General features: G+C 69.9%; 12 protein-coding genes. 9 read left to right on the forward strand and 3 right to left on the reverse strand.

The window, feature by feature from the left end; translation table 11 throughout:
- Positions 1 to 34: 34 nt before the first annotated feature.
- The 5 genes from rpoN (at position 35) to hpf (ending at position 5050) form a co-directional block, all read left to right on the forward strand.
- Entirely contained in the window at positions 35 to 1552 is a 1518-nt protein-coding gene (gene rpoN, locus K8640_RS05720) for an RNA polymerase factor sigma-54 (RefSeq protein ID WP_223746142.1), read from the forward strand.
- A gap of 57 nt (positions 1553 to 1609) precedes the next feature.
- Complete coding sequence (locus K8640_RS05725) at positions 1610 to 2260, forward strand: GNAT family N-acetyltransferase (RefSeq protein ID WP_223746143.1); 651 nt, start codon at positions 1610 to 1612, stop codon at positions 2258 to 2260.
- A gap of 96 nt (positions 2261 to 2356) precedes the next feature.
- Positions 2357 to 3136 carry a hypothetical protein gene (locus tag K8640_RS05730; protein ID WP_223746144.1) on the forward strand — a complete coding sequence of 260 codons (780 nt, stop codon included), beginning with the start codon at positions 2357 to 2359 and terminating at the stop codon, positions 3134 to 3136.
- A gap of 118 nt (positions 3137 to 3254) precedes the next feature.
- Complete coding sequence (locus K8640_RS05735) at positions 3255 to 4139, forward strand: SDR family oxidoreductase (protein WP_223746145.1); 885 nt, start codon at positions 3255 to 3257, stop codon at positions 4137 to 4139.
- Positions 4140 to 4375: 236 nt separating this feature from the next.
- Complete coding sequence (hpf, locus tag K8640_RS05740) at positions 4376 to 5050, forward strand: ribosome hibernation-promoting factor, HPF/YfiA family (RefSeq protein WP_223746146.1); 675 nt, start codon at positions 4376 to 4378, stop codon at positions 5048 to 5050.
- Positions 5051 to 5355: 305 nt separating this feature from the next.
- On the opposite strand, the gene K8640_RS05745 is transcribed toward hpf, so the two are convergent.
- Positions 5356 to 5973 (reverse strand): hypothetical protein, encoded by a 618-nt coding sequence (locus K8640_RS05745; RefSeq protein WP_223746147.1) that lies wholly within the window; start codon positions 5971 to 5973, stop codon positions 5356 to 5358.
- Between the two features lie 234 nt (positions 5974 to 6207).
- On the opposite strand from K8640_RS05745, the gene K8640_RS05750 reads away from it, so the two are divergent.
- Both K8640_RS05750 and K8640_RS05755 read left to right on the forward strand, forming a co-directional pair.
- Positions 6208 to 6669, forward strand: coding sequence for a PTS sugar transporter subunit IIA (locus K8640_RS05750; RefSeq protein WP_046711218.1), 462 nt, complete (start codon positions 6208 to 6210; stop codon positions 6667 to 6669).
- Positions 6670 to 6690: 21 nt separating this feature from the next.
- The gene (locus tag K8640_RS05755) at positions 6691 to 7536 is read left to right on the forward strand and encodes a hypothetical protein (protein ID WP_141324636.1); all 846 of its coding nucleotides are present in this window, start codon (positions 6691 to 6693) and stop codon (positions 7534 to 7536) included.
- On the opposite strand, the gene dtd is transcribed toward K8640_RS05755, so the two are convergent.
- Positions 7533 to 8003, reverse strand: a complete 471-nt coding sequence (gene dtd, locus K8640_RS05760) for a D-aminoacyl-tRNA deacylase (RefSeq protein ID WP_223746148.1) — start codon at positions 8001 to 8003, stop codon at positions 7533 to 7535. The two genes, K8640_RS05755 and dtd, sit on opposite strands and share 4 nt — an antisense overlap.
- A gap of 215 nt (positions 8004 to 8218) precedes the next feature.
- On the opposite strand from dtd, the gene dacB reads away from it, so the two are divergent.
- Both dacB and K8640_RS05770 read left to right on the forward strand, forming a co-directional pair.
- On the forward strand, positions 8219 to 10489 hold the full coding sequence (gene dacB, locus K8640_RS05765) for a D-alanyl-D-alanine carboxypeptidase/D-alanyl-D-alanine-endopeptidase (protein ID WP_223746149.1): 2271 nt from the start codon (positions 8219 to 8221) through the stop codon (positions 10487 to 10489).
- Positions 10490 to 11035: 546 nt separating this feature from the next.
- The gene (locus K8640_RS05770; protein ID WP_223746150.1) at positions 11036 to 11533 is read left to right on the forward strand and encodes a single-stranded DNA-binding protein; all 498 of its coding nucleotides are present in this window, start codon (positions 11036 to 11038) and stop codon (positions 11531 to 11533) included.
- Positions 11534 to 11684: 151 nt separating this feature from the next.
- Here K8640_RS05770 and K8640_RS05775 read toward each other — a convergent pair whose 3' ends face one another.
- On the reverse strand, positions 11685 to 12362 hold the full coding sequence (locus K8640_RS05775) for a succinate dehydrogenase (protein WP_223746151.1): 678 nt from the start codon (positions 12360 to 12362) through the stop codon (positions 11685 to 11687).
- Between the last annotated feature and the right edge of the window lie 260 nt (positions 12363 to 12622).

Consider the following 12622-nt stretch of genomic DNA (forward strand, 5'->3'; position numbering starts at 1 on the left):
GTAGGGGCTGAATCACTCGGGGAGACCCTGTCTCATGGCGATGGAACTCAAACAAAGCCTGAAGCTTGCGCAGCAGCTGGTGATGACGCCGCAGCTGCAGCAGGCCATCAAGCTGCTTCAGCTCTCCCGGATGGAGCTGCTGGAGCAGGTCCGCGAGGAGATGGATCAGAATCCACTCCTGGAGCAGCCGGACGAGCAGGCACCGGGCGACGTGGGGGACAAGGAGCCCGGAGAGGCGTCGCTGGAGGCGGACAACGTCGAGATTCCGCGCGACGTGGAGCTGCCGTCGGCCTCCGGGGACAACGCCCCGGAGTTCAAGGCGGACGGGGACGGGCCCCCGGAGATCGACTGGGAGCAGTACCTCAACAGCTACCAGTTCAACGAGCCCACCACGGCGTCCAACAAGGGCAACGTGGCCACGGACGACCTGCCGTCGTTCGAGGCGAACCTGGTCAAGAAGGAGGACCTGGTCGACCACATCCAGGAGCAGCTGGGCACGCTGCGCCTGAACGACGCCGAGCGCCGCATCGCGATGCTCATCCTGGGCAACCTGGATGACGACGGCTACCTCAAGCTGCCGGACATCGAGGGAGACCCGCTCATCCGCCTGGCCAACGAGGCGGACGTGCCGATGCACATCGCCGAGCGCACCCTGCGTCGCATCCAGATGCTGGAGCCGCGCGGCTGCGGCGCTCGCGACTTGCAGGAGTGCCTGCTCATCCAGCTGCAGGGGATGAAGGAGCCGCAGGCGCCGCTGTTGGGCCTCATCATCAAGCGGCACATGAAGTACCTGGAGAGCAAGAACCTGCCCGCCATCGCCAAGGACCTGAAGGTCACCTTGGAAGAGGTGGTGGAGGCGGTGAAGCTGCTCCCCAAGCTGGACCCGAAGCCGGGCCGCAACTTCAGCGGGGACGACGCGCAGTACATCACCCCCGACGTCTTCGTCTACAAGATGGGGGACGAGTACACGGTGGTGCTCAACGACGACGGCCTGTCGAAGCTGCGCATCTCCGGCACCTACCGGAACGCGCTGAAGACGGGCGCGGTGGGCCCCGGCCAGACGAAGGACTTCATCCAGGACAAGCTGCGCAGCGCGGTGTGGCTCATCCGCTCCATCCACCAGCGGCAGCGGACCATCTACAAGGTCACCGAGAGCATCGTGAAGTTCCAGCGCGACTTCCTGGACAAGGGCATCGCGCACCTGAAGCCCCTCATCCTGCGCGACGTGGCCGAGGACATCGGCATGCACGAGTCCACGGTGAGCCGCGTGACGACGAGCAAGTACGTGCACACGCCGCAGGGCATCTTCGAGCTGAAGTACTTCTTCAACTCGTCCATCGCCCGCGTGTCCGGCGAGGACACCGCCAGCGAGGCGGTGAAGCACCACATCAAGCAGCTCGTCGCGCAGGAGGACGCGCGCAACCCGTACTCGGACCAGAAGATCGTCGAGCTCTTGCGCTCGCAGGGCACCGAGATTGCCCGCCGCACGGTGGCCAAGTACCGCGAGGTGCTGGGCATCCTCCCGAGCAGCAAGCGCAAGCGGTACTACTGAGCCCGCGACAAGTGGCTCTTGGCGCGTGGGGACGCGCCGACGGACAGTGGGCACCTCATGAGCGCCCCTGTCCCGCTGCTTCCGTCGGACGAGGGGCTCCCCTGGAGGGAGCCCCTGCCGCTGGTCGTTCCCCCCGTCGTCCTCGAAGGCCGCGCGGTGCGCCTGGAGCCCTTGTCGCTCGAGCACGCCCCGGCCCTCGCCGCGCTGTGCGAGGACGAGCTCTTCACGTACTTCACCGTGGTGCCGCGCACGCTCGCGGACGTGGAGCGCTTCATCGCGGACCGCCTGCGCGGCGCGGAGAAGGGCACCGAGCGCCCCTTCGTCATCCTCGAGAAGGCGACGGGCACGCCGGTGGGCTCCACCAGCTACCTGGACATCCAGCGCGACAGCCGCACGCTGGAGATCGGCTGGACGTGGCTGGGGCGCAGGGTGTGGCGCACGCGCGTCAACACCGAGTGCAAGTTCCTGCTGCTCCAACTCGCCTTCGAGTCGCTGGGCGTCATGCGCGTGCAGCTCAAGACGGACCAGCGCAACACGCGCTCGCGCGCCGCGATTGAGCGGCTGGGCGCGAAGTTCGAGGGAATCCTCCGCCACCACGTCCTGGTGCGGGGTGGGGTGGTGCGCGACAGCGCCTACTACTCCGTCATCGACACCGAGTGGCCGGATGTGAAGGCCCGGCTCTCGGGGATGCTCCAGAAGGAGGGCTAGCGAGCAGGCGGGCCTCGGTCCGGGGTGGGAAAGGCAACGGCGTCATGCCGTTGGTGCTCCCGTCGGGCGGGCGCGGGCGGTATAGGTGCGGCCCGTATGCACTCTTCCTCTCGTTTCCGTGGTGGCGTGGTGTCGGGTGTCCTGGCCGCGCTCGGGCTCCTCGCGGCCGGTTGTGGCTCCTCGCTGAAGGAGCAGGACGTGGACCTGGCGGGGCTGTCCGGCCGCACGCTCCTGTACACGCACGTGGACGTGGACCTGTTCGAGGGCGAGCAGGCCGCGGGCTCACATCGCGTCACCGTCACCTTCTCCCAGGCGGGAGGGGACGTCTGCACGCGGTTGAACGAGGGCGTCACGGCGACGTTCAACGGCGAGCCGATGCAGGTGGAGCGGGGCGGGGTGGATGGCACCGCGGGCCGCGACCTGTGCCTGCCCACGCGCGCCTTCTTCGACTACGCCCCGGATGAGTGGGCCGCGCTGCCGCCCACCGATGCGCGCGTCGTCTTCCAGGACGGCTCCGGCACCACCATCACCGTCGTCATGAAGGAGGCCCAGGCCAAGCGCTCCTTCGACGGCGTGTCCGACGTGCAGCGGCTGCTCCGGGGCCAGTCCTATTCGTACCAGTGGATGCCGTCGACCGAGAAGCTCGAGTCCGCCGGCGCCACGCTGCTGGCGGAGGGCAGCGCCGTCACCGCGACGCTCACCACCACGCGCGACGGGGGCCGCATCACCTTCACCGTGCCGCCCAACCTGGGCGCCGCCACGCACCTGCTCACCGTCAGGGGCCAGGTCCAGGGCGAGGTGCTGGAGTGCACGGGCGTGACGAGCTGCTCGGGCACCTATTTCCACTCCGAGGAGCAGGTCGTCTCGGTGCAGTAGCCCTCCGCTCGCATCCCTCCGGGGCGGGCGGGCACGTGAGCCCGCTTCGCCCGGTTGTCGTGGCCGGCCTCGGACGCCACCGTGCAGGGACCCTCTTTCCCCTGAACGGACCGCAGCCATGGCCCAGAAGAACCCCGACCCGCGTGAGGCGGGCCCCAAGCCTCCCTTCCCCGAGCAGACTCAAGCCCCTCCGGGCAAGGAGGGGCGGATGTCGCCGGAGCCGGACTACGGCGAGCAGTCCTACAAGGGACTGGGGCGGCTGAAGGACCGCGTGGCGCTCGTCACCGGTGGCGACAGCGGCATTGGCAGGGCCGTGTGCCTGGCCTTCGCGCGCGAGGGCGCCGACGTGGCCGTCTCCTACTTGAGCGAGGGGGACGACGCCCGACAGGTGCAACGCGTGGTGGAGGACGCGGGGCGCTCGGCGCTGCTGTTGCCCGGGGACCTGGCGGTGGAGGCGAAGTGCCGCGAGCTCGTGGAGGCGACGGTGAAGCGCTTCGGTCGCATCGACGTGCTCGTCAACAACGCGGCCTTCCAGGGCAAGGCGGTGGAGAGGTTCGAGGAGCTGGACGCCGAGCGCGTGGAGCGCACGTTCCGCGTCAACATCCTCGCGATGTTCCACCTGGTGCGCTACGCGCTGCCGCACATGAAGGCCGGCGGCACCATCATCAACACCGCCTCCATCCAGGCGTATCAACCCACGCCGCCGCTGCTCGACTACGCCACCACGAAGGGCGCCATCGTCACCTTCACCAAGGGCCTGGCGCAGCAGCTCATCGAGCGCGGCATCCGCGTCAACGCCGTGGCGCCCGGCCCCGTGTGGACGCCGCTGATTCCGCAGTCCTTCGATGGCAAGCAGGTGTCGACGTTCGGCGAGGACTCGCCCATGGGCCGCCCCGCGCAGCCGGCGGAGCTGGCGCCGTCCTACGTGTTCCTCGCCTCGGATGAATCGCGCTTCGTGAACGCGGAGGTGTTGGGTGTCACCGGAGGAAGGCTGCTCGCCTGAGCCCGTGTCCCGAGCTACCCGGTGCGCCGTTGTCCGTGCGGCGGCGCACCGCCTGATTCCGAGGGGTTGAAGAGTCTGGTGCCCCGCAGGTCCGAGCACCAGTCACGGCGTGTTGTCAGGCCCCGGACGGCAGGTGCGCTTGGGAAGAGTCAACCTGGGGGGACGGGTTGCTTTCCCGGGGGCAGAACGTTTCTGATCTGTCACGCAGCTCCCCTCACCCTAGGAGGCAGCCACGCATGCAGTTCAACATCACCTTCCGTCAGTTCGGGGCGTCGGATTCCCTCAAGGAGTACGCACGCGAGAAGGTCGAGCGGGTGAACAAGCTGTTGGATAGAGCAGGAGAGGCACACGTCGTCCTGTGGTTGGAAGCCAACCACATCCACCACGCGGACATCACCGTCCACTCAGGCGCCTGGGTGCTCCGCGGGCGCGACAAGAGCAGTGACATGTACGCGTCCATCGACCTGGCGATGGACAAGATCGAACGACAGCTGCGCCGCTACCGCGACAAGCTCAAGACGCATCACGGAAAGGAGCGCGTCCACCACCGTCAGGACCTGGTGAACCACCTGAAGGTGCGTCACGCCGTCTTCGAGGTGCCGGACGCGGAGGAGCTGGCGGACATCGCCGAGCAGTCCACGGTGGACACGCCCGCGCCGAAGCTCGCCGCCGCCCCGCCCGCGACCCCCGTGGCCGCCACGACGCGCGTGGTGAGCTCCACCCAGCTCACCGTCAAGCCGCTGTCGGTGGACGAGGCGGTGATGCAGATGAACCTGATGAACAACGACTTCTACGTGTTCCACAACGTGGAGTCGGACGCGCTGGGCATCGTCTACCGGCGCAAGGATGGCCAGTACGGCCTCATCGAGCCCCACGAGCCGCCCGCGCTGGCCGCGGCCGCCGGCACCTGAGGCGAGGGCCTGAAGGAAGCGTCGCGCTCCGCCACCCCCCTCGAGGAGGCGGAGCGCGGACGCTCCCATCCAGTCGATGACGGGAGCGTCGTCGGTCCTTCACGGATGCTGCTTCCCACGAGGCTCGCGGTCGGCCACGGCCTTGTCGGTGTCCCCCCAACCGCCCGGGTAGGGCGGCTGGCGCATCCATCCCCAAGAACGCCTGGGCCCACCGCGCATATCGCGGGGGGCTTCCGGTAAAAACGACGCGCCCCATCTCTCCCCCGGGAGATGGAGCGCGCCTCGGCCCTGGCTGGGAGGGGCCGTCAGTAGCCCTTCTTGCAACTGGACATCCCCTGCGCGTTGCGCAGGTCGGTGAACACGCCGGTGGAGACGGCCACGGGCGTGGTGACGGCGGGGGCCCGGACGTTGACGAGCGCCAGCGTCATCAGCGCGGCCCGCTCACCCAGCGGGCGCGAGTGGATGGCGGAGGGGAAGGCCACGACGATGTCCGTCTCGCGCGCTCCCCCGCACTCGCGCATGCCCGAGAGCGCCTCCGCCTCCCGTTTCAGGAGGTAGACGCAGCTGCCCACCCGGCCATGCAGCCACGTGCCGTCCTCGGTGAGGTCCACCGGCTGGCCGCCGAAGGTGCCCCAGACGCGGGTGTCGTCCCCCTCGGCCAGTTCCAGCCGCGTGCCCTGCTGGGCCACCGAGCCCGTGAGCAACTGGTAGTCCCACTGGAGCGCCACGGGGTGGCGGCGGTAGCGCCCGTGCATGCTGTTGTCGGAGATGCTCAGCGTGGAGGTGGGGCCGGTGATGGCGTCTCCCCGCAGGAGCAGGGACTCCTCGGCGGCGTCTCCCAGCGCGGAGCCCTGGACACCGGTCGTGGCGCAGCCGGTGGCCAGCAGCGAGAGGACAAGGCTCGAGCACAGCGTTCGCTTCATGGCGGTCGCTCCCCTTTTCGTTTGCTGTCGTGGTTCACTGAAGGAAACGGACGCTGGGGGAGGGCATATCGTCCCCTGGGGGACGGCGGGGCGGGGAGACATGGGGGCGGCCCGTGGTCCCGGTCCCTGACGCGCAGTGAGCGGGGGTGGCGCCGGGACGACAGGCGACCCTTGCGCGAATCGAGGGTGAGGAGTAATTGCCGCCATCTCAGGAGCGCCAGCGCGGGAGCGTCAGTGAGAATCGCCGAGTTCCTCAGCCCCCAAGCCGTCATCGCGGACATGCAGTCGCGGACGAAGCAGGAGGTGTTGCGCGAGCTGAGCGCCACGTTGGCCCGGGCCCACCCCCCGCTCCTGGAGGAGCGGCTGGTGGAGGTGCTGCGCGAGCGCGAGAAGCTGGGCAGCACCGGCATCGGCGAGGGGGTGGCCATCCCCCACGGCAAGCTGCCGGGCATGACGCAGCTGCAGGCGGCCTTCGGCGTGTCCCGCGCGGGCGTGGACTTCGAGGCCATCGACGGCAAGCCCACCCACCTGTTCTTCGCCCTGGTGGCCCCGGAGAACAGCGCCGGCGTGCACCTGAAGGCCCTGGCCCGCATCTCCCGGCTCTTCAAGAACCCCCGCTTCCGGGCCGCCATCCTCGAGGCGCCCACGACCGCGGAAATCCACGCGCTCATCATCCAGGAAGACGCCCGGCCCTGAGCGCCGGGCCGGGGGGACACCATGGACGTGGTGCTGCGGCCCATCAACGACGCGTTCTTCCATGAGCAGGTGCTCCCGTTCCTCACGCGCGCCATGGGCGACGCCAGCGGGGCCCTGGAGTCGCTGATGGAGCAGCTGGGGGACGGCCAGTCGCGCATGCTGTGCGAGCGCATGCTGGCGACGTCAGTGCCCGGCGGCCTGGGCTCGGTGGACGCGGACCCCTGGGCGGACCTGGTGGACCGGCTCGCCTTCCAGCCGTGGAGGACGGGGCCCATGGGCTGGGAGGTGGACCCTCGCCACGCGGGGTACGCGGACGCCTGGGACGAGGCGCTGCACCTGGCGCTGATGCTGGAGGAGGCCCACTACCCCTACTGGGACAACCGCACGTCCCGCGAGGTGCGCGACGGCTTCCGCCTGCGTCCGCTGGCGGACGTGGGGCTGGCCTCGCTGCTGGCGGGGCAGTGGGACCCCTTCCCGGAGTTCCCCCCGGACCGCGTCTTCGTCACCCAGGGCCGGGGCGAGTACTTCCCCAACGAGCGCTTCGCCTTCGCGGACTGGGCCTGGCGCCCGGCGCGCGCGGTGGCGCACTGGCAGGTGAACCTGCCGCGCAAGCTGGAGCGGCTGCTCACGCGCGAGCAGGAGCGCATGAAGCTGCCGTCGTTGCCGGAGCGTGACGAGGTGCTCGCCTACTGGCTGGGCAAGCAGGCACAACCGCCGCCGCTGACGGTGGCCTTCTCCGGGCTGGGGCCGCGCGCGGCGAACTGGATTCGCGAGCTGGGCGCGCTCACCGGCCACATCCGTCAGGCGGCGCTGGCGAAGCAGGGCCTCGCGGCGCTCGTCACCAAGGGCACCTCCGTCCGCATCTAGGCCTTGGGCGTGGCGGCGGCGGTGCTCCCGGGGCTCTCCAACAGGAGCGTGACGGGCCCGTCGTTGACGAGCGCCACCTTCATGTCCGCGGCGAAGATGCCGGTGCCCACGGACAGGCCGCGCTGACGCAGGCCCTCACAGGCCTTCTCGTACAGGGCCTTGGCCACGCCAGGCTCCATGGCGTCGATGAAGCTGGGGCGCCGGCCCTTGCGCGCGTCGCCGTAGAGCGTGAACTGGCTGACGACGATGAGCTGCCGCGAGGTGTCCTCCAGCGACAGGTTCATCTTGCCGCCCGCGTCCTCGAAGATGCGCAGCGTGGCGAGCTTCTCCACCATCCAGGCCACGTCCGCCTCGGTGTCGCCCTTGCCCACGCCCAGGAGCACCAGCAGCCCCGGGCCGATGTCGCTCACCTTCTGCCCGTCCACCGTCACCGACGCTTCCAGCACCCGCTGCACCACCGCACGCATCGAACTTTCCTCCCAGGGCCGATTGTCCACCGACGACTGTCAGGGGCGCGTGGCATCTTGCGCCCTTGGATTATGAAAAGAAGTCCACATGCCAGGGCGGCCAAATTGTTCTTGGCGGTAGAGCGAGCGCCCAGCCGTGGACTCCCGCACCCCCTCTCCCTTGCCGTGGTTTCACGCGATTCACCATAATGGCCGCCGACTTCCCCGGAGCGTGCGTGCAGGTTCTTCGAGCCAGACACCTCTTGGCCGCGACGGCCATCGTTTCCCTGCTGCTTCCCCCCGGTGCCCTGGCGGCGCCGCCCTCCGCCGAGAAGCGCGCGGACCGCGAGGCGTTGCGCGCGGCGCTGCTCGAGGTGCTCCAGCGTGCCCCGCTCAAGGTGAGCCGGGTGGGCGTGCACATGCAGAGCCTGGATGACGGCGCGGTGGTGTTCACCCACAACGCGGACGAGCTGCTCAACCCCGCGTCCAACGTGAAGCTCGTCACGTCCGCGGCGGCGCTGGCGACGCTCGGGCCGGAGTTCCGCTACGAGACGGAGTTCCTCGTGGACCCGGAGCTGGGCGCGGACGGCAAGGTGAAGACGCTCTACGTGCGCGGCAAGGGCGACCCGTCCGTCACCACCGAGCGGCTGTGGGGCATGGTGTCGGAGCTGTGGCACGTGGGCGTGCGCGAGGTGGGCGAAATCGTCGTGGACGACTCGTGGTTCGACGCCGAGCGCACGCCGCCCGGGTATGACCAGGAGGACTCGGACCGGGCGTACATGGCGCCCACGGGCGCGCTGAGCCTCAACTGGAACGCGGCGGCCATCTACCTGCGGCCCGGCGCGAGCGCGGGCGCCAAGGGCGTGGTGGAGATGGAGCCGCCCAGCGACTACTTCATCGTCGACAACCAGCTCTCCACGGGAGCGCGCCGGGCGCGGCGGGTGTCGGTGACGTCGGACCCGGTGGGGCCGCAGCAGAAGATTGTCGTGCGCGGGCAGGTGCCGCCCGAGCGCGGCGGCGCGGTGAGTGTCTGGAAGAAGATCGACAACCCGCCCATGTACTTCGGCCAGACGCTCAAGCAGCTCCTGAACACGCGGGGCGTCAAGGCGAAGGGGAAGGTGCGCGCGGGGGCGACGCCGTCGCGTGCCCGGGCGGTGTACGTGGCGCAGTCGGACACGTTCGACGTGCTGCTCAAGCGGCTCAACAAGCTCTCCAGCAACTTCGTCGCCGAGCAGCTGCTCAAGACGATGGGCGCCGAGGGGCGGGGCCAGCCGGGCACCTTCACCAAGGGCGTGGAGGTGGTGGAGCAGTTCCTCGAGCGCGACGTGGGCATCCAGCGCGGCACGTACGTGATGAAGAACGGCAGCGGGTTGAACGACGCGAACCGCTTCTCGGCCACGCAGCTCAACAAGCTCCTGCGCTACATGTATGAGCGCTTCCCGTTCGCGCCGGAGTACCTGTCCTCGGTGCCCATCGCGGGCAAGGACGGCACGCTCAAGTACCGCTTCGAGGGCAGCGACGCGGTGGGCCGGCTGCGCGCGAAGACGGGCACGCTGGAGGGGGTGTCCGCGCTGAGCGGCTACGTGACGAGCGCGGGCGGCGAGCGCTTCTCGTTCTCGATGATGGTGAACGACTTCGCGGGCCGGGCCGGGCCCATCGTCGCGGGGCTGGACGCGCTGGGCGCGGCGGTGGCGGCCACGGGCTCCAGCCTGGGGCCCTCGAGCGCGGTGGCGTCGCTGGCGGACGGTGGCAAGGCGGCGGGCGCGATTGGGGACGTGGCCTCGCGCGTGAAGACGTACCTGGAGCTGGGCCGTCAGAGGGATCCGCGCAACCTGGGCTTCCTGCGCACGGCGTGGCGCAGCGAGAGGGACCCGGCGGTGCGCGCGGTGCTGGCGGAGGGCCTGTACCAGTCCAACCCGCACGACTACCTGGGCGCGCGCACGTTGCTGGACAGCTACTCGGCGGGCAGCGACGTGTATGGCCGGCTGAGGGAGGTGGCGCGGGTGCTGGCGGTGGAGGTGCCGGGCGTCACGAGCATGGTGGAGCTGGCGGCCGGTGGGAACACGGAGGCGCTGGCGCGGGTGCTGGAGCTCGCGGGCGCCACGGGCGCGGATGCCACCGCGCAGGGCGAGATGTCGGTGGCCCTGGGGGAGGTGGCTCGCACGGCGCCGGAGGAGCTGGTGGTGGCGCTGCGCGCGGCGTCGACCTCGGACCGCGAGGCGTCCACGACGCTGCTGGCCCGGGCGCTGGTGCAGACGGGCCAGTCGGACCATCCGTTCTGGAAATCGCTGCGCAAGCTGGTGGGCGCGGCGGATCCGCAGGTGGCGACGTTCGCCAAGGGCCTGGACTCGACGCTGTCGCAGAAGGTGGCGGAGGCCAAGGCCCGCCCGGTGGAAGGCGCGCCGGTGCAGGTGGTGGCTCCGGCGGGCAATCCGCCTCCGGCGTCCTCGAAGCCCCAGGGCAGCGCCCCCGAGGCCCGCACCGCCGAGACGCACCCGGGCGGGTAGCGAGCGTCGCGCCACCGCGGGCCGTCGTACCGGAAGGCGCCGGGCGGGTGGCCTTCCGGGGCCGGGGCTCGCATCTTTGAGCTGCATCCGGGCGGCGATTCCCTGCCGCGACGCACCTGGATGCGGGGGCTTTGCGTGCTGTCGCGCGTGCACCGCATCGAAGCGGGCGGCGAGCCCGCCTCAGCTCATCCCGAGCCTCGTTTAACCGAGGGGCATCGCCGTGCGGGTGTCCCCTGGGCGTGATTCAAGGCGGGCTTCGCCGCGCGACGCTCGGGGCGTACCCACGCCCTGGTTCGCCTCGTGTGCGGTCCTGGGTGCACTGGGGCTTCGGGTTCGCGCCCGGGTGGGCCCGTCCCGCACCCGTCAGGTCCTGTCTGCCCGCCTGGTGCGCTGTCGCCCGGGCGGGCCCCGTGCCGCGGTCCGCCTTCTGGAAATGTCAGGGCGCACTGCTATACGTGGAAGGCAACCTGCCAGGGCTGATGCCCGGTGGGCCTATTTCCCCCCCGTGGTGGGGGGGAACTCGACGAAAAAGAAGAGGGAGCAGTCATGGCAGGAGGCGTGAACAAGGTCATCCTCATCGGCAACCTGGGCGCGGACCCCGAAGTGCGGTTCACCCCGGGAGGTCAGGCGGTCGCGAACTTCCGCATCGCGACCAGCGAGAGCTGGACCGACAAGAACGGCCAGAAGCAGGAGCGGACCGAGTGGCACCGCATCGTCGTCTGGGGAAAGCTCGCGGAGCTCTGCGGCGAGTACCTGAAGAAGGGACGGCAGTGCTACGTCGAGGGCCGCCTGCAGACGCGTGAGTGGACCGACAAGGAGAACCGCAAGAACTACACGACCGAGGTCGTGGCCAACGCGGTGACGTTCCTGGGCGGCCGTGACGCCGGGGACAACATGGGCAGCGGCGGCGGTGGTGGCGGGCGCCGGAACTTCGGCTCGCAGCCGCGCGGCGGCGACAACAACGACTACGGCCAGCCGCCTCCGATGGATGACGGCATGGGCGGTGGCGGCGGCGGCAACAACGAGGACGACATCCCGTTCTGAGCCGTGTCGGGACTCCGGCCGCTCCGGTCGGACACCCCAGAAGCAAACCGGCCGCTCCCCGGAAGGACTCGGGGGCGGCCGGTGTGCTTTTCGAGACGTGTGGACCGTGAGGAGGGCACTCCTCTCGGAGTGCCCGGTGACACAGGAAGGCCTAGTGGCCCGCGGGCCCGAGGGCCCCGCCCGCCTGGTACAGCGCGTAGATGGCGCTCCAGCTCATCGCCGTCAGCAGCAGGAAGATGAGGATGGAGACCGGCTCGAAGCGGCGCATGGCGCGCTCGGAGCCCAGCAGGCCCCAGCCCATCGCGAAGCCCTGGAGGCCGTTGGCCAGGTGGTACGCCGTGCCGAGCGTGCCCAGCAGGTAGACGACGAGCGTGGGGCCGTGGAAGTGCATCTCCCGGGCGATGTCCTCGAACATCTCCGGGTGACCCAGCATCAGGCGCGGGCGCAGGAAGGCCAGCCAGATGTGGGCGCCCAGGAACGCGAGCACGCCCAGGGCGCTGACGCGCTGGAGGATGTACTTGAAGTTGCCGTAGTTGTTGTAGCGGTTGTTGTTGGGCCGGAAGCTGAAGAGCCGCACCAGGCCCCAGCCCGTGTGGAACAGCAGCGGCAGCATCACGATGATGAACGTGAGCGCCTGGGCATACGGGTTGGAGTACGTGGTGACGGACTTCTGCCACGCGTCACCGCCATTGAAGGCGGACAGGTTGTCCCACAGGTGGTTGACGACCCAGAAGCTCAGGGGCACCACCGCGAGGAACGAGCCCAGGCGGGACTTGAGGAGCGGAGTCTTCGTTGCAACGGCGTCGGCGGTGGCGGCCTGGGTGCTCATCGTTTCTCCAGCGATGGCGCGCGGGCAGGTGGCCGCGCCCCAGCTCAAGGTCAGGTGACTGACTGTCGGTCGGCGGTTTATAGCCGTTCCGGCCACGACGCTGGATTTCTTCCGCACATGCGCATCCCAGCCTTCGCGCATGGAGGCATAAGCCTGGACTTATGCGTCACCCCGGCCGGGCCTGCTGCCGGGCCGGCATGCGACGGGGCGTCCGCCTTCTGACGTTGGCGGGCACGCCGGGCTCGGGCACGCTACTCGCC

The sequence above is a fragment of the Myxococcus sp. XM-1-1-1 genome (assembly GCF_020037095.1).
Classification (GTDB): Bacteria; Myxococcota; Myxococcia; order Myxococcales; family Myxococcaceae; genus Myxococcus; species Myxococcus fulvus.

Coding starts and splice junctions, on each gene's coding strand:
- K8640_RS05735 (WP_223746145.1), top strand. CDS start 3,255: ATGGCCCAGAAGAACCCCGACCCGCGTGAGGCGGGCCCCAAGCCTCCC.
- hpf (WP_223746146.1), top strand. CDS start 4,376: ATGCAGTTCAACATCACCTTCCGTCAGTTCGGGGCGTCGGATTCCCTC.
- K8640_RS05745 (WP_223746147.1), bottom strand. CDS start 5,973: ATGAAGCGAACGCTGTGCTCGAGCCTTGTCCTCTCGCTGCTGGCCACC.
- rpoN (WP_223746142.1), top strand. CDS start 35: ATGGCGATGGAACTCAAACAAAGCCTGAAGCTTGCGCAGCAGCTGGTG.
- dtd (WP_223746148.1), bottom strand. CDS start 8,003: ATGCGTGCGGTGGTGCAGCGGGTGCTGGAAGCGTCGGTGACGGTGGAC.
- K8640_RS05775 (WP_223746151.1), bottom strand. CDS start 12,362: ATGAGCACCCAGGCCGCCACCGCCGACGCCGTTGCAACGAAGACTCCG.
- K8640_RS05725 (WP_223746143.1), top strand. CDS start 1,610: ATGAGCGCCCCTGTCCCGCTGCTTCCGTCGGACGAGGGGCTCCCCTGG.
- K8640_RS05770 (WP_223746150.1), top strand. CDS start 11,036: ATGGCAGGAGGCGTGAACAAGGTCATCCTCATCGGCAACCTGGGCGCG.
- K8640_RS05755 (WP_141324636.1), top strand. CDS start 6,691: ATGGACGTGGTGCTGCGGCCCATCAACGACGCGTTCTTCCATGAGCAG.
- K8640_RS05730 (WP_223746144.1), top strand. CDS start 2,357: ATGCACTCTTCCTCTCGTTTCCGTGGTGGCGTGGTGTCGGGTGTCCTG.